The organism is Alteromonas sp. ABM1_013, from assembly GCF_056160505.1.
The window spans coordinates 43707-66558 of record NZ_JBSWXH010000005.1; the positions used below are offsets into that span (position 1 = coordinate 43707).

A 22852-nucleotide genomic window follows, 5' to 3' on the forward strand; every position below is an offset into this window, starting at 1 on the left:
TTACTGTCTTTGGCTAATAGCATTTTTGTTAAGACAAACTGTTTGAAGACACTTAAACGTTATCATGCTTATAATTTTGCATATTAACGTGTTTGCTAACCACTTGTTACCGGTAGCCATAACGGTCTAATTAAAAAATGCCCTACGTTGTATACGTTTATACAGTGACATTTATGACCATGCCTGTGTGACTGTGCTCCTAACTTATTATTTAGTCAGTTAATGAGAACGCCCGCTTAAGTTAACATCGCACTTCACTTTTACTTATGTCTTACTATCAACATTTGAAAATTGACTTAGCCCACCTCGCCAGTACTATCTGAAAACAATCTAAAAACGTAGAGATAAAACATGACAGCAAACGCACTGTTTAAGCCTTATTCACAAGGCAACCTATCGTTAAATAATCGCATCGTTATGGCGCCCATGACTCGCCAGTTCTCACCTAACGGCATACCTACCAGCGATGTGGCCGGTTACTATAAACGCCGCGCTCAAGGTGGTACTGGTTTAATCATTACCGAAGGTACTACCGTAAACGACAAAGTCGCTACCATGGATGCGAACATTCCCCAATTCCACGGCGACGAGGCCTTGGCCGCATGGAAAAATGTGGTAGACGAGGTTCATAGTGTAGACGGTAAAATCATGCCACAGTTGTGGCATGTGGGTATGGCACGGGTTGCAGAAAAAGCGCCCTACCCTGAGCTTCCAAGTGCCGGGCCGTCAGGACTCTTCAAACCTGGAAAACAGGGCGCTGAACCCATGACGGTTGAGCACATTGAATCTGTAATATCCGCTTTTGCTCAAGCAGCGGCTGATGCCAAAGCTATTGGCATGGATGGGATAGAAATTCACGGAGCACATGGATATCTAATCGACCAGTTCTTCTGGGAAGGCACTAATCAGCGTACTGATAGCTGGGGCGGTAGTATGGAGAATCGTGGTCGCTTTGCGGTGGAAATAATCAAAGCTATTCGCGCAGCAACTGGTCCCGATTTTCCTATTGTGCTGCGCTACTCACAATGGAAACAGCAAGACTACACCGCTCGTTTAGCACACACGCCACAGGAGCTAGAGCAGTTTTTGCTTCCACTCAGTAATGCTGGCGTAGATATTTTTCATTGTTCACAGCGCCGCTACTGGGAGAGTGAATTTGAAGAAAGTGAGTTAAACCTTGCAGGCTGGACTAAAAAGATTACTGGAAAACCTACCATTACCGTTGGTTCAGTAGGGCTTAATGATGACTTCTTCGGCGCCTTCAAAGGCCAAGATTCAAGCACGCGTGCTGTTGACGATTTACTCGAGCGCCTTGATGCCGGTGAATTTGATTTAGTCGCGGTTGGAAGAGCCTTGTTACAAGACCCCAACTGGGCCAATAAGATTAAAGAAAACCGAACTCAGGAACTAGAACAGTACTCTGGAAAGGCCCTAGCTACCTTGTCCTAATTCGATGAGCTAATTGAACATTTCAACTAGCACTGCATACGGTGCTAGTTGCTCTTAGAAGGGACTCGAAGTTAACCTTACTCATGGGCCTTGCTATGTAATACCCTTGACCATAATCGCACCCCATTGCTTTGAGAATTTCAAACTGCTCTTGAGTTTCAATACCCTCTGCAACCACTTTTATTCCAAGCTTTTTAGCCATAATGATAATAGCTTCACACAGCACTTTATCGTTACTGACGTCTGTCATCGTTTTAACAAAGCTTTTGTCGATTTTTATAAAATCGGTAGGAAACTTTTTCAGATAAGAAATGGAAGAATATCCCGTACCGAAATCATCAAGGGCTATACCAACACCTGCTTGCCTAAACTGGAACAACTTTTTAGAAACTTCTTCGTCGGCCTTCATTAAAAGGTTTTCTGTGACCTCAAGTAAAATGGATTTCGCTGAAACATTTATCTCGAGCAATTTGTTAAGCCAGTTCGTAATATTCGATTCTTGATTAAAATATTGGCAAGGTGATGTGTTTATACTTATTTGAAGATCACGGCGATAAAGTGATTGCCAATGCTTTACATTCCTACACACTTCTTCAAAAACCCAGTCGCTAATTTCGATAATTAAACCAGACTCTTCTGCTAAAGGAATAAATTCATCCGGCGGAATTCGCCCTTTTTGAGGATGCTGCCATCGAAGCAAAGCTTCCGCCTTTAAAATCTGACCATTACTAAGTGTCGTTATAGGCTGATATTCAACGAAAAGTTCATTGTTTTTAACGGCATAGCGGAGGTCATTTAAAAGAGACAGTCGCTTTACCGCAGCTGCATGCAAGTCTAAGGTATAAAATTTGTAACTATTTTTCCCCGACGCTTTCGCTTGGTACATGGCTTGGTCTGCGTACTTCAACAAGTCTTTCGTATTACTAGCATCATCTGGATATAGAGTTACCCCCACACTACCACTTGTATGTACGCGATCAATATCGATAACAAACGGCTCTGCAATCACTTCGAGCAGCTTCTGTATTATGGCGTCTACTGAACTTAAGCTATTGATGCTATTTAAAATGATAACAAATTCATCACCACCTAGCCTACAAACGGTATCATTAGCGCGTACGTTTTGCGTAAATCGCTTAGCACACTCTTTTAAAAGCTCATCGCCTACATCGTGTCCGAGGGTATCGTTTATATCTTTAAAGTTGTCGAGATCTAGAAAAAGAACAGCAACCTTGTCATTTTCTCTTTTAGCTGTCTTAATCGCTAAGTCGAGGTGATCCAGCATAAGGTTTCTATTCGGTAGACCAGTAAGCGTATCGAAGTTGGCTTGTTTCCAAATAAGGTCGTTAGCCGATTCTCTCTCTATCGCTATACTCGCGATATGTGCAAACTGTTCTATGAGAATGATTTCTTCGGGCGTGGGTACCGCTTTATAACTATGATAGATTGCGAAGGTGCCAATTACGTTCCCGTTTGCACCTCTAATAGGTTGAGACCAGCAAGACGCTAACCCCGCCCTCGCAGCCAATTCTCGATAGCCATCCCAATAGGGGTGTGTGCTAATATCTTCCACGACTGTAGGACTGTTAGCGGCTGCTGCATTGCCACAAGAGCCTACGCCATGCCCAATTTCAACGCCGTCTATAGCATCATTATAAAAATCAGGTAAGGATGGCGCTGCACCTTTTCTTAGCTTGCCCTCTTGTAGCAGCAGAATACTACAGAGTTTATTCGGATACTCCCCTTCAATGGCATCAACTATATCGAAAAGTACACTGTGAAGAGATTCCGCATTTACTACTTTTTCGAGAATAGCACTTCTGACCCGCGTAAGTTTTTGCGTTTGCTCGAGTTGATATTGGTACTCAGTAATTTGCTTTGATAGCTCAGCATCTTCTTTCCTACAAATTTCTGCATTTGCCAGCTCAGCTAGCTTTTCTAGCTGAAAAAGTTGGCTTTCATTAAAGTCATGTGGCTGCGTATCAAGTACACATAGAGTACCCACAGCGTAACCATCTACAACAAGCTTTATTCCCGCGTAGAAGCGAATATGGGGCTCGCCCAAAACAAATGGATTATCTTTAAAGCGCGGATCTTCTTTGGTGTCAGGGATAATTAATGGGTCTGTTTCACAGATGGTGTGGCTGCAAAAGGCAATATCGCGAGCGGACTCTTTAAGATCAAGATTGACCGAGGATTTAAACCATTGTCTATTGCTATCAATTAGCGTTATCGTTGCGAATCGGCAATTAAGTACACTACTTGCCAAACTCGTGATCCGATCAAAACGCGCTTCATTGGGCGTATCTAGTAGCGCTAATTTTCTCAGAACAGATACCCTCTCGAGTTCGTCAGACAATGCTCCTTTAATTACCACTCTGCGCTCCAATAAACTTTCCCACCAATAGTTGCTGCTTCACTTCGCCACTTTGCGTCCGACGATATACACATTGTTAATCGCTGAACTTTAGCATTACGGATAGCAATATAACATTTTGCTTTAGTCTAAAAAGATATGTATCTCTCGTTACGTCTTACCCAAAAACATGTGAACATTAACAACCTGTTGAAAAATGCTTACAATAAAAATTGAGGTAGTTAAAAGTGCAACGCACTATTTTCCGTGTAGCAAGCTATCTTTTTATCACCAAATAGATGCCACCCAGCGTCATAATAGAAGCGATAACAATCTGAATGTTAAGTTGCTCTCCAAGTATAGCCCATCCCATCAAAGTTGCGATTACTGGAACGCTCAACTGAACTGTGGCAGCAGTAGTTGATTTAATAACTGGCAGCACGCTGTACCAAATTGCATAACCACATCCTGACGCCACAACGCCAGAAACCAGTGCTAATAAGGCGCCAGTACTGTCGAATACTAATTCAGTACTATTCAGTGATAGTAAAAAACCAACTAATGGAATACATAAAATAGATGCGTATATAAAGTTGCCCGATGTAGCATACAGCGCGGACTTACTTTTTTTGCCTAACAGCGAATACACACCCCACGCGATTCCTGCGGTGACCATGATTATGCCAGCTAAAAGCGGTGGCGCCGATGCACTCGGCAGCAATAAAATTACTAGACCGACGAATGCAAGGAGAAAACCTAGCCATTGAAAACGCTTAAACCGTTCTCCTCTTGCAAGGCCAAAGCTAATCATAGTCAGCTGTACTGCGCCGAATAACAACAATGCCCCTGTGCCAGTAGCCATAGAAATATAGGCGTATGAAAAACAAAGTGCATACAAAAATAGTGAAGCGCCACCGAGGAAGGTTGCATTACTTTTTAGGTTAACCCAAAGGCCTGAGTCCCCTGGTACTTTTCGCAAAGAAAAGAGCGACAAGAACGTAAGTGCTAATGCACCACTTATTATTCGCAACGCAGAAAAGCTAGCGGGGTCAATATCTGTATTTGCCAGCGCCATTCTGCACAGTAACGAATTTGCAGCAAAAGCAACCATTGCTACCGTGACTAAAGAAAGTGTTTTAAACAATGACCGCTCCTTTGTGCTTGTCTTTATTCCTAAATATTCATTCTTTCAAAGAATGTATCGCTAAAATAATAACTTAAAAAGGTTTTCTTCAAGTAACCAACTTTTAAACGTCAGTTGTAAGCGAATAAACAAAAAAAGAGGACCCAAAGGTCCTCTTCTATTCAAACTGCAAGCAGGTCTGTACCTATAAAGACAAACCTAAACGCTCAGCAACTTCAATGTAAGTTTCTACAACCGAGCCAAGACCTTGCCTAAAGCGGTCTTTGTCCATTTTCTTACGGGTTTCTTTATCCCATAAGCGACAGCCGTCAGGCGTAAACTCATCGCCTAACACGATGTTGCCATCTTTATCGACACCAAACTCAAGTTTGTAGTCAACTAGAAGCATACCTGCTTCGTCAAACAATGCTTTAAGTACATTGTTAACTTTGAAGGTAAGCGCCTTCATTTCAGCAATCTGAGCTTCGGTTGCCCAACCGAATGATAGAATGTGATAGTCATTTACCATTGGGTCATGAAGCGCATCGTTTTTAAGGAAAAACTCGAAAATAGGTGGGTTAAGCTCTTTACCTTCTTCCACACCTAGTCTGCGCACTAAAGAGCCAGCAGACAAGTTTCTCACCACACACTCGACAGGAATCATGTCGAGCTTTTTAACCAAAGACTCAGTATCAGAAACCAAAGCTTCAACTTGTGTTGCAATGCCCGCTTCTTCAAGCTTAGTCATTATAAAGTGGTTAAACTTGTTGTTTACTTCACCCTTACGATCAAGCTGCTCTATTTTTTCGCCATCGAACGCTGAAGTGTCATTTCGAAAGTGAAGAATTAGTTTATCGCTATCATCAGTGTAATAAACAGTTTTTGCTTTACCTCGGTAAAGCTCGTCGCGTTTTTCCATTCTCAGTCTCAGTTATATATCAAGGTTATCTTCTGACATGACCTCAGCAAATGCACTGTAAAGGTCGGAAACCTGATTTGCTTCAAACGGTATACTCTCATTATTCATGAAGGTAACTGATGTGCGATTTGCACCCGCTTTTGCAACTTTCAAACGATAATCACCCTTTTTGAGTAATTCGGCATCGCTTGAGAATAAACCATCCCACCAGCTCCCCTGATCGCCATTATAAGCGATGAAAAGCAGGCCATTTGATTTATCTAAATCTTTAACATCAAACCCAAGTTTACGAAGCACCAAAAGCATTCTCGGCCAAGCAACGTCATATTGCGCTTCTACGATGTATGCTGGGTCACCGTCATCGTTAAAGCCCATTTCCGTATTAATACCTTGACGAATCTTCGCAATTCTTCGCGTTTCAGCAAGCTGAATTTGATATTCGTAATGACCGATAACCTGGTTTAATACTTCAACTTCTTCGCGACGCTCTTCCAAAGAAGAGACCTCTGCAACTACGTCGTTGCCTACGGTTTGCATGTAGTCTTTTAAATCAACCGTTAATGCAGCGCTACGACCGTGAGGTTTAACGTCTAGATTGAATTCGAAACGGCGACCTATCTCGCTCTCTTCGTCAATAAAGCTATACCAAGGACCATCAATTTCCTTGGTCATGACCATCCAGTCAGTAATCAAAACTTTATCTTCCGGGCTAAAGCTATCTACACCTATTCCCTGCTCATCTAAGAAACTTAATAATGAGTTCCAGATTGCTTGGCTTAGCGGTTGGCTATCATCAACTTGGTCGAACCAAATCGTTGCTGAGCTCTTACCTTCTTCCACGTGAGAACCAGTAACTAAAGGAAGAACCAGCGCAGGAGAACGAACCATCAAGTTCTTACCTACTAGCGACGGGTCTGCTTCTTTGCCTACCTCTGGTAAAGCAAAGTCTCTCGAAAAGGTAGGTGCATCTAAGCCAGGAGGTACTTCTAACGTCTTTTGTTCTTTAGTTTTTAAGTACTCGTAGCTACCAGAAGCAGTCTTTCTATCTATTTGGCTTGAACAACCTGCAAGTGCAACCATTGCTACTGAACTTGCTATAGCCAGCGTTCTTTTCATCTGTATTCCTTATTAACCAGAAATCAATGCGTATTTTTTTAGTAGTTCTTCGATACGTTTTTGGCTTGATAGTTCCGGTAAAACCATAGGTAATCGCATAACAGCACTTTTCATCATTCCCATTTTGTATAACGCCCACTTAGGCATTACAGGGTTTGGTTCAATGAAAAGCTCACTGTGCAATAGCTTGATTGTTTCGTCGATCTCTCGACATTTATCGAAATCTTTATTGAGGGCAGTTTCGCACATTTGTGCAATAGCTTTAGGTACTATATTAGCAGTAACTGAAATGACACCATGCCCGCCCTCGCACATGAATTCAGCACTTGTGCCATCGTCGCCACTTAAAATAACAAAGTCTTCCGGAACAAGAGGCTGGGTTTCTTTTAATCGAGCAATATCACCAGTTGCATCTTTAAGACCAACAATATTTTTGTGGGTAGATAATTCTGCAACGGTTTCAGGAAGCATATCAGCTACGGTTCGGCCCGGAACATTGTATAGGATCACAGGCAAGTCGCTAGCATCGGCAATGGCGTTGAAGTGGGCAATCATACCCGCCTGTTGCGGCTTATTGTAGTAAGGCACCACGCTTAAGAAACCATCAATACCGGTAGCACCTAATTGCTCGGTAAGAAAAATCGCTTCGGCAGTAGAGTTTGCACCACTTCCTGCAATAACAGGGATAGCACCTGATGCCATTGCTACTGTTTCTTTAACCACGTTGATATGTTCATCAAACGGTAGCGTTGCTGACTCACCTGTAGTGCCAACAGACACAATACCATGAGTGCCCTGCTCTACATGAAACTTCACAAGTTTCTCTAAAGACTTGTAATCGATATCGCCGTTTTCGAGCATCGGCGTGACGAGTGCTACGTAACTACCAGTAAACATAATCTCTCCGCAAAATGTGAGCGCACATGGTAATTATGTCAGTGCTTAAACACAAGTAATAGCGCATGTAAAATGACAAGAATTTGACAATATCTTATTCAAAGGCGGGAAAAAGGCGCTGACTTCTAAAAAAACTCTGTGCTAACATCCCGACATTATTACCATTGAAGTGAAGTAGATGTCGAAACAACAACTTATCGTTACCATTTTAGGTACAGACAACACTGGCATCCTAAGCGAAATTGCATCAACGGTATCAGAAGCTCAGTGCAATATTTTAGATAGCAGGCAAGCTATATATGGCAAAGAGTTCTCGTTGACTATGATCATAGAGGGAACGCAAACGGCTATTACAAAAGCTGAGTGCATACTACCAGCGTTATTTCAGCGCCTTGATTTGCTGTCGATGATGAAGCGAACAAGCCACCATGAAAAGCAAAATCTCGCGCACCTCTTTAATGTTGAATTTAGTGGCGAAGACGAAACGGGCCTGATTAAAGCCGTTACCGGCTTTTTCGCAGAGCGAGATGCCATGATTAGTGCGTTTAGACAGCGCACTTACAAAGACAAAGCCACTGGTAAAGACAACATGCGATGCAAATTTATTGTTTCGCTGACTTCAGATGAAAATATCGATGTTTTAGAATCTGATCTAATGTCCCTGTTCGAATCGTTAAACGTGACAGGCAAAGTAGTAGACAAACATAAGAAGGATCCCAATGAAAACGTTACAAGCTGGTGATAAAGCTCCACAATTCTCATTGCAGAACCAAAATGACGAAACCGTATCTTTAACTGATTACGCAGGTAAAAAAGTACTCGTGTATTTTTACCCTAAGGCAATGACGCCAGGCTGTACGACGCAAGCACAGGGATTACGTGATGTTAATGATGAACTTACCGCGAAGAACGTGGTTGTACTAGGTGTGAGCCCAGATGCGGTTAAGCGACTGCCTAAGTTTATAGAAAAAGAAAACCTTAATTTCACCCTACTTTCTGATGAAGACCACACTGTCGCCGACGCATTTGGTGTGTGGGGACCTAAAAAGTTCATGGGTAAAGAATATGATGGCATTCACCGTCAAACTTTCTTGATAGACGAGAACGGTGTAATTGAACATGTTTTCAATAAGTTCAAAACAAAAGAACACCACACAGTTGTTCTTGATTATCTGAACAGCTAAATTTCTTACATAGCAAAAAAGCCCCGATAACGTGCAGTTATCGGGGCTTTTTTACACTTAGCGTTAGCTACTTTGCCTCTTCGGGAATTGCAACAGGGTTGCTTGACCACGCAGTAACCACAGCTTTTACCAATGTAGCGAGTGGTATGGCGAAGAACACCCCCCAAAAGCCCCAAAGACCACCAAAGACTAAAACAGCAACAATTATATAAAGCGGGTGAAGACTAACCGCTTCAGAGAATAATAACGGAACCAATAAATTACCATCTAATGCTTGAATAATGCCGTAGGCAATCATTAGATACCAAAACTCTGGCGATATTCCCCACTGAAACATTGCAACAACTGCCACAGGTATTGTGACCACTGCAGCACCGATATATGGAATGAGTACAGAAAAGCCGACTAAAACGCCAAGCAAAATGGCGTAGCGCAAGTCCATAAGAACAAAAGTCACACAGCTCACTACGCCTACTATAATAATCTCAATCACCTTGCCGCGAATATAATTAGCGATTTGAGAATTCATTTCGTGGCCCACTTGAGTAATTAAGCGGCGTTCTTTTGGCAACAAACGAGAAATGCTGTCTAGAAAGAAAAGCTTGTCTTTCAACATGAAAAATACCATCAGGGGCACCAGCACCATGTAAACTAGCAGCGCGGCTAAATTGGCGATATTACTGAACGAAGCGGAAATTAGGGTTTCTCCTACTTCTACTAGCTTTTCATTTAACCCTTCCATCATCTGATGGATTTGATACACCTGCACGTAATCAGGGTATTTATCAGGTAGCGTTAAAATCCATTCCTGGGCCTTTTGCCAAATTAACGGCGTTTCTTGAATAAGGTTCACGCTCTGTTTTGAGATAATTGGAACCAATCCAATTAAGGTTAAAATAGTGATAGTGATAAATGCGAGCATTACCACGCCGCATGCCAGAGTACGGCTAACTCCCACACCCACCAAACGACTTACCGGCCAGTCAAGCAGATAAGCTATAACCGCAGCAACCAGCACAGGCATAATTAGTTCGCCCCACAACAGCAATACTGTGGTGGTTAAAAGAATCAAAATGAGCAGCATTGCCGCGTCAGGGTCAGAAAATTTGCGTCGGTACCATCGACCAAAAACGCTAATCATAGAAACGCCTAGAAATAACCAAGAATAGGACACGCATCATAGTTGATAGCACTAGCAATTAGCAATAAGTAGTAGTTAAGAATCTTTCAAAATCAAACTGGTATGATGTTTTTACAGTATAACTATTAGCGTGTAGAGTGAGAGTTTAGATAGTTGTTAACTAAACTAGGTCAATGTGTCGTAATACCTGCGAAGCGTTTGGCTGAAATAGTCAGATGAGTGTGACCGATATAGTCAGAGCATATGACTAAATTAGATAACTGCTGGAAACTCGCTCTAGTATTTGTCTGACTCGTGTTAGTAAAACAACGCTAAATTTTAAATTTCGTCTACTGAAAAAGTAGATATAAGAAAATAATAAATTTTGAAACTGTTTAGCAACTTAGTGCTCTAAGCGTTATGCAGTATTAAACATGTACAATAATTGTAGGTTCATGAGAAAACATTTTTCAGCATCTTTGGTCGCCCTTTCCTTTGTGCTCACATCGAGCCTAACGGCTGTTGCACAAGATGCCAATTACAGCAATAAAAATGCACTACCTGAGATAGGTGTGGTTGCTTCTGATGCCATATCGCTTGATAAGGAAATGATTGTTGGCGATGCAGTCATGCGCCAAATGCGCGGGCAAAGCCCGGTTATCTCAGACCCAGTATTGGATGAGTATTTGCAAGATGTTGGCAACCGTTTAGTCGTCCATGCCGACAACGCAAAGTTTCCCTTCGAGTTTTTCTGGGTTAACAACGACGCCATAAATGCATTCGCATTTTTCGGTGGTCATATCGGCGTACATACGGGCTTAATGCGCAGAGCTAAAAACGAAAGCGAACTGGCTTCAGTACTTGCTCACGAAATATCGCACGTTACTCAACGCCATATTGCGCGACGCATGCAAGCCCAACGGCGCTCATCGCCATTAGCATTGGCTTCGCTTATTGGTGGCGTACTCATAGCTATGGCTAACCCTGAAGCTGGCATTGCAGCCATGCAGGCAGGTTCTGCAGCATCGGCACAACTTCAAATTGACTATACACGAACAAATGAACAAGAAGCAGACCGAATCGGTATTGCTATGCTGGCGAGAGCCGGTTTTGATCCAAACGCTGCTGCGTCTTTCTTTTCTACAATGGCAGAAGAATACCGTATGGTTTCTAGACCGCCTGCACGACTTCTCACTCACCCCCTAACTGAAACCCGTATTGCTGACGCGAGGAACCGCGCTGGGGATTACCCTAGACGTTACCTTCCTATCAACAAACAGTTTGAATTAGCGAAAGCACGAATAAAGGCGCGGTATTCGTTTAAAGCAGATTACGCAATGGAGTATTTTGAAGCAGCGGTAGACCAAGATGTTCAGCGAAGTAAAGAAGCATCCCTTTACGGTTTAGCTCTCGCCTACATGCGAAACGAACACATTGATAAAGCAAAAAAAATAATGGATAAGCTTATTGCCGGCGATAGCGATAACCTTTTCTATCTCGATGCAATGACTGACATTTACATCTCATTGGGACAACCGTTAAAAGCGGTAGAAATGCTAACGCCTCACGTTAATCACAATCCGAGAAATCAGGTTCTTGCGCTAAATCAGGCGAACGCCTACATCAGTGCACAGAAGTACGACGACGCTATTTCGTTGCTTAAAGATTTTCTACTGGTTAGGAAGGATTATCAAATAGCCCACCAATTAATGAGTGAAGCGTATCAAAAAGCTAAGCAGTTCTCGCAAATGCATCAAAGCAAAGCGGAAGTCTATGCCCTTTATGGTGCATACAATCGCGCAGTGGATGAACTTCAATATGCCTACAATTTTGCAGGCGACAACCACCTTGCAAAGCAACGAATTAGAGCACGTATAAAGCAGTTTCGCGATCAGGAAGAACGCTTAGAACGGCTATAGTGCGTTTATAGTGCGTTAGTGTGCAGCGTTACGGGCGTTTATACACTATTGACTTAATCTCGTTCAGCGCTTTTTAGTTCACTAAGGCGCTGACGCAAGCCGTCAGCTGTTACTTCACCCATTATCGTGTCTTTAATGTTTCCATCTGGGCCTACAATAAAAGTGGCAGGTAAATATGGGGGCTTAGCCATAGGTAGCTTAGTATCGGTAGAACTAACAATAATTGGCACAGCAATGCCGTGCTTCTTTGTCATTGCCGTCAATTCGGCCTTTGTTTTAGGGTCGTAATTAATTGCAAACAGCTGGGTATCACTCGGCAAAGACTGATGAAATGATGTTAATTCAGGCATCTCGCGAAGGCATGGTGCACACCAGGGCGCAAAGTAGTTCACAATTACCCATTGTCCTTTAAGACCGTTCCAGCTATATGCTTGACCATCTAATGTTTCAAAGTCATTTTGAAGACTCTGATAGGTTAAGAAACCGGCTAAAGCCGCTGTAATAAAAAGGATGATAAGAACAAGCGGATTAGTTTTGCCCACATTGCTATTTAAAGGTGAGAACGACATGCAAGCCTCTAATTACATCTGTTTTTGTCATAGTGCCAGATTCTTCCCCCCTTCTCTAACAGATTTTGAAATACTATTCTAAGCATTTTGCTGATTAGGCACGGTGTAGAGGTATATTGCGCACTTTATTAACAACTAAGCGTAAACTGCTTGATATTAAGAAGTAAAAACGCAATAGTTCGCGCCAAAAGTAACAACCTTAAAAAGGGGCTTATATGTCAGATATTACTATTATTCATAATCCGCGCTGTTCTAAGAGCAGACAAACGCTTGCGCTACTTGAAGAAAAAGGCGAAGCGCCAGTAGTGATTGAATATTTAAAACATCCCCTAGATGCACAAGCGCTTAAAGCGATATTTAAAAAACTTAACCTTGAATCGGTTAGGGATATGATGCGTACAAAAGAGACAGAGTATAAAGACGCTAATTTAGGGGACGATGCATTGTCTGATGAAGCACTTTTTGATGCCATGGCTCAGACGCCTAAGCTAATCGAACGCCCAATTGTTATTAAAGGCGAGAACGCACGTATCGGTCGACCGCCTGAATCGGTATTGGACATTTTGTAGTGCAACCCGTTCTTGTACTTTATTACAGCCGACATGGCAGCACCAAGCGTTTAGCTGATGCTATTGCCCAGGGTATTTCGTCACAAAATGTGCCGGTTATAGTGCGCACAGTTAAAAGTATTAACGAATCGAGCAGCACTTCTGAAGATGTCTCAAATGATGCTTCTAGTACAGTCCCTGAGGTTACACTTCAGGAACTTGAGCAATGTAGCGCGTTGGCCCTTGGTAGCCCTACTCGCTTTGGCAATATGGCCGCGCCAGTTAAACACTTTTTAGACTCAACAAGCAGCCAATGGTTGAAGGGCGCATTGATTGATAAACCGGCCTGCGTTTTTACTTCGTCATCGTCCATGCATGGCGGCCAAGAGTCCACGCTGTTGTCTATGATGATACCGCTTATCCATCACGGTATGGTAATTTGCGGTATTCCTTACAGCGAGCCAGAACTGCACAACACAAACATGGGTGGTAGCCCCTATGGCGTAACACATGTCGCGCACCACAGTTTAAGTGCTCCACAACAATTGAGCGCAGATGAAAAAGCGCTGTGTTTTGCTCAAGGTAAGCGCCTGGCTAGGTTTGCAAAAAGACTAGCAGATAACGATTGATTCGCGATACGACAAACGCGAATAGAGACAACGTTTAGATAAATATTAAAACCTGATTTCTTCGGAGAATAAACATGGCACCAGATACGCGTTTCTTTCGCTATCTAGCACTTATCAGCCACACTGGGCTAATCATATGGATAACACTTTGGCAATTTACATTTACTAAAGAGCATACTTACTCCCCAGTATTTATTGCCCTGTTTTATATTTTACCCTTGTTGTTACCCTATTGGGGTGTATTGAAAGGCAAACCATATACTCACGCCTGGGCGAATTTTGTTGTCTTATTTTATCTTATTCACGGGTGTACCGTTGCCTACGCCGTGCCTGCTGAACGCTGGTATGCGGTAGTAGAAATAGTTTTGTGCACCGGCATGTTTGTTGGATGTAGCGCTTTTGCCAGAAAACGTGGTCGCGAATTAGGGTTAGGCCTTAAAAAGCTAAAAGAAGAAATGAAAGAAGAAAAAGCACGTTTTGAGCAAGGACAACAGTAACGCTTTAGCTAATTCAGGTTAAGCTCACGCTTGGCTAATTTAGGTTAAGTTCGCGCTTTAGCTAATTTAGGTTAAGCTCACGCTTTGCTAATTCAGGTTAAGCTCGCGCTTAACCATGCCCACCGACAGGCGTTTTTGTTCTTGGAGTGAGCGGGTGTCTAGGCGGGCTAGCAAAGACATGAGGCTTTTTAAATCGCGTTCACTGTGGTGTAAAAGGAACTGTAGTGCTTGGTTTGAAAGCTTAAGGCCCCGCTCTTCAGCACGCAGGCGTACCGCCTCCTCACGACCGCTATCATCAAGCTGATTAACATGATAAATAACGCCCCATGCCAAACGGGAACGTAGATCAGGTAGCACGAAAGCCGGGTTTGATGGACCTAAATGACTGGTGCAAATCACCATGGCTTGTTTAGCTTCCATAACGCGATTGAATAAATCGAACAGCGCTTCTTCCCAGCGTTTATCACCCGCTATGGCATGTATGTTATCTAGCGCTATCAGCGACAGGTTTTCCAACCCTTCGAAGATATCTAAAGACCAAGCTTTAAAGTCATTAAGGTTTAAGTACAGATGATTGACAGATCGGCCTGCTAACTGATGACAGGTGGCAAATAGCAAATGACTTTTGCCAACCGCACTGCTGCCTAATAAGGTGAGTAATGGAAGTTGCAATGACGCTAAAGCGCTCAATTTCGAGTCATCTCGCCAAAGCGGCAGCGCTTTTGAAATCTGCTCAAGCACTGAAACCACTTCTTCGTTACCCGTACAAACGAAACTATCGAAGTTTTCATCTACAGGTAACGTTACTGGCAAAGGCAGCTGCATGCTAATTTAATTGCTCCAATAGAAACTATTTTCGTTAACGGTTTGTCCGTAGGCGTCGGTTACTGGGCGTAGTTTATTTTCTAACTTGAAGCTGTTGAGTAAATCGTCAACTGTGCCTATTAACGTTAAAGAATAAGTGGCCACGGTACCTGATTGCTCTACGAGAGTCGCGTTTTCAATCACACTTAAGCTGTTCAAATAGTCTGTGGCACTGGCATAGCTTGCAATGGAACCAACGTTGGCGATTGAGACTTTTATCACCTCTCGTTCAGACTCCTCAATACCCACAACCGCATAAAGCGATGACAAATAATTTGAATACGCGTCTACCAGTGCATTACCCAATTCTTCCGGTGAGTCTCCATAGATGCTGCCGTAGCTTACTTTACCACCGCCAATAAAAATCCAATCCAGCGCAAAGTCGCCTTCATCTGCTCTTTTCGCGTAATTCGCAAATTCGTCCATAGTAAATGGTTCAATTGTATTTGCGAGTTGTCCTGCAGGCGATGTTTCTTCGACGTTTTCACTAGGCTGACCAGTAAGAGCATCGTTCTCGTTTACTAAGCTCTCACTATTTCCTAGTAACGGGTTCGATTCAGCGTCAGCTGAGTCGTTTAGTTGGTCATCGTAACGCTTAGTCTGTGCTTCATCATTAAGCACGTTATCTATAGACTCAACGGTACCAGACGGCACAACGTTTTCGGGTAAATCTGGTATTGCATTTGGGTCATTGCGATATACCCTGGCACCGATAATGTTATCGACGCTATAACGCAAAGAAGCCTTACGAAGCGGCTCTGCAAATCGTCCCCACACATCGTAGGTAGATATATTAACGCTGTCTGTTAAGTCCATTAGAGGAAGGCTGAGAGGTACGCCGCGTTCTTTAGCAGTTTGTTTAAGTGCACGCTGTAGTTCAGTATCGAGTGATTCTTCAAGAATGGCACGAGTTTCGTTTTCGTCCTCTTGAGCCAGCCACACTATAGTCTCAGGGCGTCTGTCACCCCAAAGCGGAAGCAGTTCTCGCTGCAAAATTTCATTGAGTTTCGCTTGGTCGAATTCAGCAATGTAATAGGTTCTGTTGTTATCAAACGCAAAGCGATATGAGCGTAATAGCGACTGAGGCGATGTTAATGCCGCTCTCACACCCGCATTATCGAGTACACTCTCGCTGCCTGACATTTTAATAAATACTTGCTTTAGCGCTTTTTTGAGCGCTGCTTGCTGAGTGCGCTGTGTTTGATCCTCAACTTGAATTTGCGCTTCATTAACAACAACGCGCTGAGCAGCGTGCGTGACTGTACTGTAATTTAGCATTGCAACAAGGGAGACACTCAGTATTCGTTTCAAACCTACTCTCTGCTTATTTGCCTTGTTGGTGTTACCCATTACTGCCGTCAACATTAACACTCCATACACTCTAAAAATCAATTCCTTGCCTACCCTTTCATGAGCAAAACACTTTTCATATAAAGCTTGAAAGCAGCCCCGACATTCACGTTGTTTACGCCTAATATCCGAGCAAGACATTTTATTTGCCAAGATTTAGCAAGACATTCACCAAAAGATAGCGCTCTATTGTCTTTTATATTCAATTTAATTTCACCCTTAAAATAAAAAAGATCAAAAAGCGCATAAAATAGCCGTCACAAATTGGACTTGTGCCGACTTGCTGGTAGAATCCGCGGTTTTCTACCTCTTAGTTTCAGGGCCCAACCGTGAGCGAAAATAAAACCTCTTTAAGTTACAAAGATGCAGGCGTAGATATCGATGCAGGCAATCAACTTGTTGAACGCATCAAATCAGTTACAAAGAAAACCCACAGACCAGAAGTAAAAGGTAATTTGGGTGGTTTTGGTGCACTTTGCGAACTACCTACAAAATACAAAAAGCCGCTACTTGTTTCAGGTACTGACGGCGTAGGTACTAAACTAAGAGTGGCAATGGATGCGAATCGTCATGACGGTGTAGGCATTGACCTTGTAGCAATGTGTGTTAACGACCTAATAGTGCAAGGTGCTGAACCGCTATTTTTCCTAGACTATTACGCAACAGGTAAGCTTGATGTTGACGTTGCGGCTTCAGTTGTTACTGGTATTGGTGCAGGGTGTGAACAGGCAGGATGTGCACTTATAGGCGGTGAAACCGCTGAAATGCCTGGTATGTATCACGATGGCGATTATGACATTGCAGGCTTCTGCGTTGGTGTAGTTGAGGCCGATAACGTTATTGATGGCACGAAGGTTAAACCCGGCCAGAAGCTCATTGCTTTAGGTTCCTCGGGCCCTCACTCAAACGGTTACTCGTTAGTAAGAAAAATTATCGAAGTAAGTGGCGCTGATGTAAATGCAGACCTAAACGGTAAGCCAATCATTGATCAGCTGCTTGAGCCTACTCGCATTTACGTTAAGTCGGTATTGGCTTTGCTTGAAGAGGTTCAAGTTAGCGCAATTTCACACATAACAGGTGGTGGCTTCTGGGAAAACATCCCTCGCGTACTTCCTGAAGATGCGAAAGTGGTAATTGATGAAAGTTCGTGGGAATGGCCTGCTATCTTCTCTTGGCTACAAGAAAACGGTAACGTAACGCGCCATGAAATGTACCGCACCTTTAACTGTGGTGTTGGCTTAGTTATCGTTGTTGACGAAAGCGATACTGATGCAGCCCTAAACATCCTTAAGCAACAGGGTGAAAATGCGTGGGTTATTGGTGACATCGCTGCAAAAGACGGCGAAGAGCAAGTAGAGATCAACGCGTGAGTAGTAGTGTAACCAAAATATGCGTACTTATTTCCGGTAATGGCAGTAACTTGCAGGCCATTATTGATGAAATAAAAGGCGGCCGTCTTAACGCTAAAATCAGCGGCGTAATTAGCAATCGCCCTAACGCTTATGGTCTTGAGCGCGCTAAAGAAGCAGGGATCGAAGCCGTGTGCCTCGATCACACTAATTTTGATACTCGCGAGTCTTATGACGAAGCACTTAAAGCACAAATTGATGCTTTTGGCGCTGACTGTGTTGTACTTGCTGGCTTTATGCGCATCTTAACTCCAGAGTTCGTCGATAGCTTTGCTGGAAAATTAGTGAACATTCATCCATCTTTGTTGCCGAAGTACAAAGGTTTGAATACGCATCAGCGAGCCATCGACAATGGAGATAAAGAGCACGGGGTAAGTGTGCACTTTGTTACACCGGAGCTTGATGGTGGTCCGGTTATCATTCAAAGTCGTGTGCCTGTATTTGATGAAGATACAGCTAGCGACTTGGCTGAGCGTGTTCAAGAACAAGAACGCCGCATCTATCCGCTTGTACTATCATGGTTTAGTGCTGGTCGATTAACGATGCGAAACAATAAGGCAGTTTTAGATGAGCAAGAACTACCAGAATCTGGTTATGCAAGCGATTAAGCCTTTTGCTGTTGGTGCACTGTTAGTGGTGGTATCCCTTTCAGGGAACGCGCAAACAACGTCCAGCGCAGAGAAAGCTGAGCTACCGCTTCAACCTTACAAGGCTACGTATACCGCTTACAAATGGGGTGACGACGTAGGCGAAGCGAATATTGAGCTTTCGAAGTTAGGAAACCAACAATATTCATTAATTTATACCTCCAAGGTCTCGAAGTTTTTCTTATCAGATAAGCGCAGCGAACACTCGATCTTCACGGTAAGCGAAGATACGGTTGTACCTTCGGAGTATTACTATAACCGCTCGGGAACTGGGCCGGATAAAGAGCTCAAAGTAACGTTTAGCCAGCAAGGTCAAGGTAAAATTGAAGTCGAAAATGGCGAAACCTTTGAATGGAACGGTGAGTTTGACAATCAAATTTATCGAATAGATTTGGCCAAGCAGCTAGCCGAAGGTAAAACGTCCCTAGACTATAACTTTGTTAACTACCGCGGCGAGCTACGCCACTATGGCGTTCAAGTTGTAGATGAAGAAGTGTTATCGTTACCTTTCGGAAAAATAGAAACGGTAAAAGTAAAGCTTATTCGTGACTCTAAGAAACGTGAAACCTTTGCATGGTTCGCACCTTCGCTTAACTATACGCTAGTCAGACTTCAGCAGTTTAAAGAAGGCGATGAGCAAGGCGATATCAAGTTAAAGTCGTTCGAAACACTGTAAGTGGGCTAAAGCGCTACAGCTCTCTTTGTAACAACTTATTTAAATATTAAAAAAGCACGCTCTAAATCAGATTTAGGCGTGCTTTTTTTATTAACAAATTGCGACGTAATCTAACTGCGGTAAGCACCATATAGAGAAAGTAATTCACGTTTCCAATCACGCTATATAAGTAACGTCTATACTTATCAGTAGTGAAGTCCACTACCCTATTATTTATGTCGTTGTTAATAGAATATTCATGTAAAAATCTTGATCTTTGCCCTATTAAATAATAGGTTTACAGCATGCTGGTCAGACCTCGATCGCTAACGACTTTTTTTGAAGCGTTTTTACAGCATCGAGAATATGACAAGCGTAACGTTTAACGCCTTTCAGGAGTGAAGTATGGCAGATTTTATATGGTTTTTACTGGTCGTTCTGACACTAGCGATTGCTAGCTATCAGCGTACCAGCTTGGTAACGGCTGTTGCCATGGGCGCAGGTGTTATGATTTTAGGCACCCTTTTCGGTGATATCGGCCTGCTAGGCTGGGTAGTGTTCCTTGCTTTAACACTGCCGTTCACACTTGCTAATATCAGACAACAGCACATCTCTAAAAAGTTGCTAGCCTTCTATCGCAAGGTTATGCCGGAAATGTCGAGCACAGAACAAGAAGCTATTGATGCGGGTACCGTTTGGTGGGACGGCGATATCTTTAGCGGTAAGCCAGACTGGGACAAGCTTCATCGCATTCCTAAAGGTCGCTTAACCGCAGAAGAGCAAGCGTTCCTAGATGGCCCTTGTGACAAAGTTTGCTCTATGGTCGATGAATGGCAAATAAACCACAAAGATGCAGACCTACCTCCTGAAATCTGGCAGTTCTTAAAAGAACACAAATTCTTCGCCATGATCATCAAGAAAGAATACGGTGGTCTTGAATTTTCAGCCTACGCGCAATCACGTGTTCTGCAAAAGCTAGCAGGTGTAAGCGCGGTGCTATCAAGCACAGTTGGTGTACCAAATTCACTAGGCCCGGGTGAACTACTTCAGCACTATGGGACTAAAGAGCAGCAAGATCACTATTTACCTCGCCTTGCAGAGGGTGAAGAAATCCCTTGTTTCGCATTAACTGGTCCTGAAGCAGGCTCTGATGCTGGTGCAATTCCAGATGTAGGTGTGGTATGTAAAGGCGAATGGAACGGTGAAGAAGTATTGGGTATGCGCCTTACTTTTAACAAGCGCTATATCACTCTTGCACCTGTGGCTACAGTAATCGGCCTTGCTTTTAAACTGCAAGATCCTGAAGGTCTTCTTGGCGATAACAAAGAGCCGGGTATTACCTGTGCGCTTATCCCTCGCGACACTAAAGGTCTAGAAATTGGCCGTCGTCATTTCCCTCTTAATACGCCATTCCAAAATGGCCCTATCAAGGGTGAAGAAATCTTTGTACCTATCGATTACATTATCGGTGGTCCAGCGATGGCGGGTCGCGGATGGCGCATGCTTGTAGAATGTTTATCAGTAGGACGTTGTATTACCCTGCCTTCTTCTGCTGCTGGTGGCGCAAAATCTGTTTCACTTGCAACCGGTGCATATGCACGTATTCGTCGTCAGTTCCGTATGCCGGTAGGTCATATGGAAGGTGTTGAAGAAATGCTTGCGCGTATTGGTGGTAATGCTTACTTAATGGATGGCGTAACGCGCTTTTCAACAGTGGGTGTTGACCTAGGCGAGAAACCTTCTGTTATCTCGGCAATCTGTAAGTACCATTTAACTGAGAAAATGCGTCAAGTCATCAACGACTCGATGGATGTTCACGGTGGTAAAGGCGTAATGCTTGGGCCAAACAACTACTTGGGCCGCGGCTATCAAGGCGTACCTGTATCAATTACGGTTGAAGGTGCAAATATCCTTACTCGTAACATGATGATATTTGGTCAAGGCGCAATGCGTTGTCACCCATACGTGCTTAAGGAAATTGAAGCTGCATCTATTGAAGACAAGAAAGAGGCCCTTCAAGCGTTTGATAAGGCAGTATTCGGTCATATCGGCTTTGCGGTAGCTAACACAGTGCGCAGTATTTGGTTTTCATTAACCAATGGTGCGTTTAGCAGTGCGCCATTTACTGATGAAACAGCGCGTTACTATAAATTGCTTCAAGGTTATAGCGCTAACCTAGCACTTCTTACTGATGTTTCTATGGGCGTACTTGGCGGTGACCTTAAGCGTCGCGAGCGCTTGTCTGCGCGTTTAGGTGACATTTTAAGTGGCCTTTACATGGGTAGCACTACTTTGAAGCGCTTTGACGAAGAAGGTCGTTTGAAAGAAGATCTTCCGCTTCTTCATTGGGCGATGCAAACCACGTTGCACGACATTGAAACTGCAATTGATGACTTCTTAGCGAACTTCCCTAATCGTGCAATTGCGGCAGCACTTCGCGTTATGGTTATTCCTTTTGGTCGTCGTATTGGCAAGCCTTCTGATAAAACAGAGCACGCTATTGCGCAAATGCTTCAAACGCCTTCAACTGCCCGTAGCCGTTTAGGCTATGGCCAGTATCTAACTCGTGAGGAAGGCAGTTTGTTTGGCGACCTAGAACAAACACTTGACGATGTATTAGCAAGTGAACCTATCTTCGAGCGCATTTGTAAGCACAAGAAAGCCAAGCTACCGTTCACTCGATTAGACGTACTCGCTGATGAGGCATTAGCTGAAGGTGTTATTAACGAAGAAGAAGCGAACTTGCTACGCAAGACGGAAGCAGGACGACTTCGCACAATCAACGTTGATGATTTCGATCACGAAGAGTTAGTAGCTAAAGTTAACTCAACGTCAGCTAGTAAGAAACGAGGTGGTAAAGCTGCTTAGTTCAAACCCTAGAAAAAAAGGCCGCTTTCGCGGCCTTTTTTGTCAAAAATTCATTATAGCTACGCTGATTGCTCTGACTGCACAAAGTACTAGCTTCGCCAACCCAGCAACCTGCGGTAGTACTGAGCAAGCACAAGCTTTGTCTTTACTTATTGCTAACGATAAAGGTCAAAAACGCAATCTGTTGCAGTGCAACCCTACACTCGTTGAATTAGCTGAAGTTAAAGTGAAAGATATGGCCGATAGAGGCTTAGTTTCACATTTTTTAGGTGGTAGCCCTAACACTCGCATTCGAAATGCGGGGCTCTCTCTACCTGAATATTATGGTAAGGCTATGAGCAACCAAGTTGAAGCGTTAGCGGGCGGGTACACTACGGCTGATGATGTTTGGTATGCATTGAAAAGGTCTACTTCTCATCGACAGCACTTATTAGGCGAACTTCCGTTTTATGAAGAGCAAGATCAAATCGGTATCGCGTTTCATAAAGACTCTTCAACACCGCATGTTGAATACTGGGCGGTTTATCTTACTAAGTTAGCGGACAATGCGACTTCTCTAGAAGACGATAACTCATCAGCGACGTTACTCTTGAAACGCCAAAAGAAGTTTGATCATGTACCTGATAAAGGTTTAGATATTGTAACAGAGAGCGGCAACATTACTTTAAAGACAGAACTTTAAAGACAAAATTTTAGAGACAAAAAAACCGGATGAATCATCCGGTTCTATTTA

At 43.3% G+C, this 22852-nt stretch carries 21 protein-coding genes; 12 read left to right on the top strand and 9 right to left on the bottom strand.

The window, feature by feature from the left end; translation table 11 throughout:
* The first annotated feature begins 351 nt into the window (after window positions 1–351).
* On the top strand, window positions 352–1449 hold the full coding sequence (locus ACXAGK_RS14870; RefSeq protein WP_474856814.1) for an NADH:flavin oxidoreductase: 1098 nt from the start codon (window positions 352–354) through the stop codon (window positions 1447–1449).
* Window positions 1450–1471: 22 nt separating this feature from the next.
* On the opposite strand, the gene ACXAGK_RS14875 is transcribed toward ACXAGK_RS14870, so the two are convergent.
* The 5 genes from ACXAGK_RS14875 to dapA all read right to left on the bottom strand — a co-directional run bounded on the left by ACXAGK_RS14875 (window position 1472) and on the right by dapA (window position 7860).
* A complete protein-coding gene (locus ACXAGK_RS14875) occupies window positions 1472–3826 on the bottom strand; it encodes a sensor domain-containing phosphodiesterase (protein ID WP_474856815.1) in 2355 nt (784 codons plus the stop codon).
* Window positions 3827–4082: 256 nt separating this feature from the next.
* Window positions 4083–4949 (bottom strand): DMT family transporter, encoded by an 867-nt coding sequence (locus ACXAGK_RS14880; RefSeq protein WP_474856816.1) that lies wholly within the window; start codon window positions 4947–4949, stop codon window positions 4083–4085.
* 184 nt (window positions 4950–5133) lie between these two features.
* Window positions 5134–5847, bottom strand: coding sequence for a phosphoribosylaminoimidazolesuccinocarboxamide synthase (gene purC / locus ACXAGK_RS14885; RefSeq protein WP_179983555.1), 714 nt, complete (start codon window positions 5845–5847; stop codon window positions 5134–5136).
* Between the two features lie 12 nt (window positions 5848–5859).
* Window positions 5860–6963, bottom strand: coding sequence for an outer membrane protein assembly factor BamC (gene bamC, locus ACXAGK_RS14890; RefSeq protein ID WP_474856817.1), 1104 nt, complete (start codon window positions 6961–6963; stop codon window positions 5860–5862).
* Window positions 6964–6975: 12 nt separating this feature from the next.
* Window positions 6976–7860 (bottom strand): 4-hydroxy-tetrahydrodipicolinate synthase, encoded by an 885-nt coding sequence (gene dapA / locus ACXAGK_RS14895; protein ID WP_269916984.1) that lies wholly within the window; start codon window positions 7858–7860, stop codon window positions 6976–6978.
* Window positions 7861–8038: 178 nt separating this feature from the next.
* Here dapA and ACXAGK_RS14900 point away from each other — a divergent pair, with 178 nt between their 5' ends.
* Window positions 8039–8602, top strand: a complete 564-nt coding sequence (locus tag ACXAGK_RS14900; protein WP_474856818.1) for a glycine cleavage system transcriptional repressor — start codon at window positions 8039–8041, stop codon at window positions 8600–8602.
* Window positions 8580–9044 (top strand): thioredoxin-dependent thiol peroxidase, encoded by a 465-nt coding sequence (bcp, locus tag ACXAGK_RS14905; protein ID WP_474856819.1) that lies wholly within the window; start codon window positions 8580–8582, stop codon window positions 9042–9044. Before ACXAGK_RS14900 ends, bcp begins: the two co-directional genes overlap by 23 nt.
* A 67-nt stretch (window positions 9045–9111) precedes the next feature.
* On the opposite strand, the gene ACXAGK_RS14910 is transcribed toward bcp, so the two are convergent.
* Window positions 9112–10185: an AI-2E family transporter gene (locus ACXAGK_RS14910; RefSeq protein WP_474806566.1), complete on the bottom strand. Its 1074-nt coding sequence runs from the start codon at window positions 10183–10185 to the stop codon at window positions 9112–9114.
* Window positions 10186–10619: 434 nt separating this feature from the next.
* On the opposite strand from ACXAGK_RS14910, the gene bepA reads away from it, so the two are divergent.
* Window positions 10620–12083: a beta-barrel assembly-enhancing protease gene (gene bepA / locus ACXAGK_RS14915; protein WP_474856820.1), complete on the top strand. Its 1464-nt coding sequence runs from the start codon at window positions 10620–10622 to the stop codon at window positions 12081–12083.
* Between the two features lie 53 nt (window positions 12084–12136).
* On the opposite strand, the gene ACXAGK_RS14920 is transcribed toward bepA, so the two are convergent.
* A complete protein-coding gene (locus ACXAGK_RS14920) occupies window positions 12137–12652 on the bottom strand; it encodes a TlpA family protein disulfide reductase (RefSeq protein ID WP_474856821.1) in 516 nt (171 codons plus the stop codon).
* Window positions 12653–12867: 215 nt separating this feature from the next.
* Between ACXAGK_RS14920 and arsC the strand changes: the two genes are divergently transcribed.
* From arsC to ACXAGK_RS14935, 3 genes are all read left to right on the top strand, one after another.
* Entirely contained in the window at window positions 12868–13221 is a 354-nt protein-coding gene (gene arsC, locus ACXAGK_RS14925) for an arsenate reductase (glutaredoxin) (protein WP_474856822.1), read from the top strand.
* Window positions 13221–13829, top strand: a complete 609-nt coding sequence (gene wrbA, locus ACXAGK_RS14930) for an NAD(P)H:quinone oxidoreductase (protein ID WP_474856823.1) — start codon at window positions 13221–13223, stop codon at window positions 13827–13829. Before arsC ends, wrbA begins: the two co-directional genes overlap by 1 nt.
* Before the next feature lie 74 nt (window positions 13830–13903).
* Complete coding sequence (locus ACXAGK_RS14935) at window positions 13904–14326, top strand: DUF2069 domain-containing protein (RefSeq protein WP_474806558.1); 423 nt, start codon at window positions 13904–13906, stop codon at window positions 14324–14326.
* 87 nt (window positions 14327–14413) lie between these two features.
* Here the strand turns inward: ACXAGK_RS14935 and hda are convergent, their stop codons facing one another.
* A complete protein-coding gene (gene hda, locus ACXAGK_RS14940; RefSeq protein WP_474856824.1) occupies window positions 14414–15151 on the bottom strand; it encodes a DnaA regulatory inactivator Hda in 738 nt (245 codons plus the stop codon).
* A 6-nt stretch (window positions 15152–15157) separates the two neighbouring features.
* The gene (locus ACXAGK_RS14945; RefSeq protein ID WP_474856825.1) at window positions 15158–16555 is read right to left on the bottom strand and encodes a DUF2066 domain-containing protein; all 1398 of its coding nucleotides are present in this window, start codon (window positions 16553–16555) and stop codon (window positions 15158–15160) included.
* A 314-nt stretch (window positions 16556–16869) separates the two neighbouring features.
* On the opposite strand from ACXAGK_RS14945, the gene purM reads away from it, so the two are divergent.
* The 5 genes from purM to ACXAGK_RS14970 all read left to right on the top strand — a co-directional run bounded on the left by purM (window position 16870) and on the right by ACXAGK_RS14970 (window position 22801).
* Window positions 16870–17910 carry a phosphoribosylformylglycinamidine cyclo-ligase gene (gene purM / locus ACXAGK_RS14950; protein ID WP_474856826.1) on the top strand — a complete coding sequence of 347 codons (1041 nt, stop codon included), beginning with the start codon at window positions 16870–16872 and terminating at the stop codon, window positions 17908–17910.
* Entirely contained in the window at window positions 17907–18557 is a 651-nt protein-coding gene (gene purN, locus ACXAGK_RS14955; protein ID WP_474825869.1) for a phosphoribosylglycinamide formyltransferase, read from the top strand. Before purM ends, purN begins: the two co-directional genes overlap by 4 nt.
* A complete protein-coding gene (locus ACXAGK_RS14960; RefSeq protein ID WP_474856827.1) occupies window positions 18517–19272 on the top strand; it encodes a DUF3108 domain-containing protein in 756 nt (251 codons plus the stop codon). The genes purN and ACXAGK_RS14960 overlap by 41 nt, the downstream gene beginning before the upstream one ends.
* A 384-nt stretch (window positions 19273–19656) precedes the next feature.
* Window positions 19657–22119, top strand: a complete 2463-nt coding sequence (gene fadE, locus ACXAGK_RS14965) for an acyl-CoA dehydrogenase FadE (protein WP_474856828.1) — start codon at window positions 19657–19659, stop codon at window positions 22117–22119.
* Window positions 22103–22801, top strand: coding sequence for a CAP domain-containing protein (locus ACXAGK_RS14970; protein WP_474856829.1), 699 nt, complete (start codon window positions 22103–22105; stop codon window positions 22799–22801). Before fadE ends, ACXAGK_RS14970 begins: the two co-directional genes overlap by 17 nt.
* Window positions 22802–22852 lie beyond the last annotated feature (51 nt).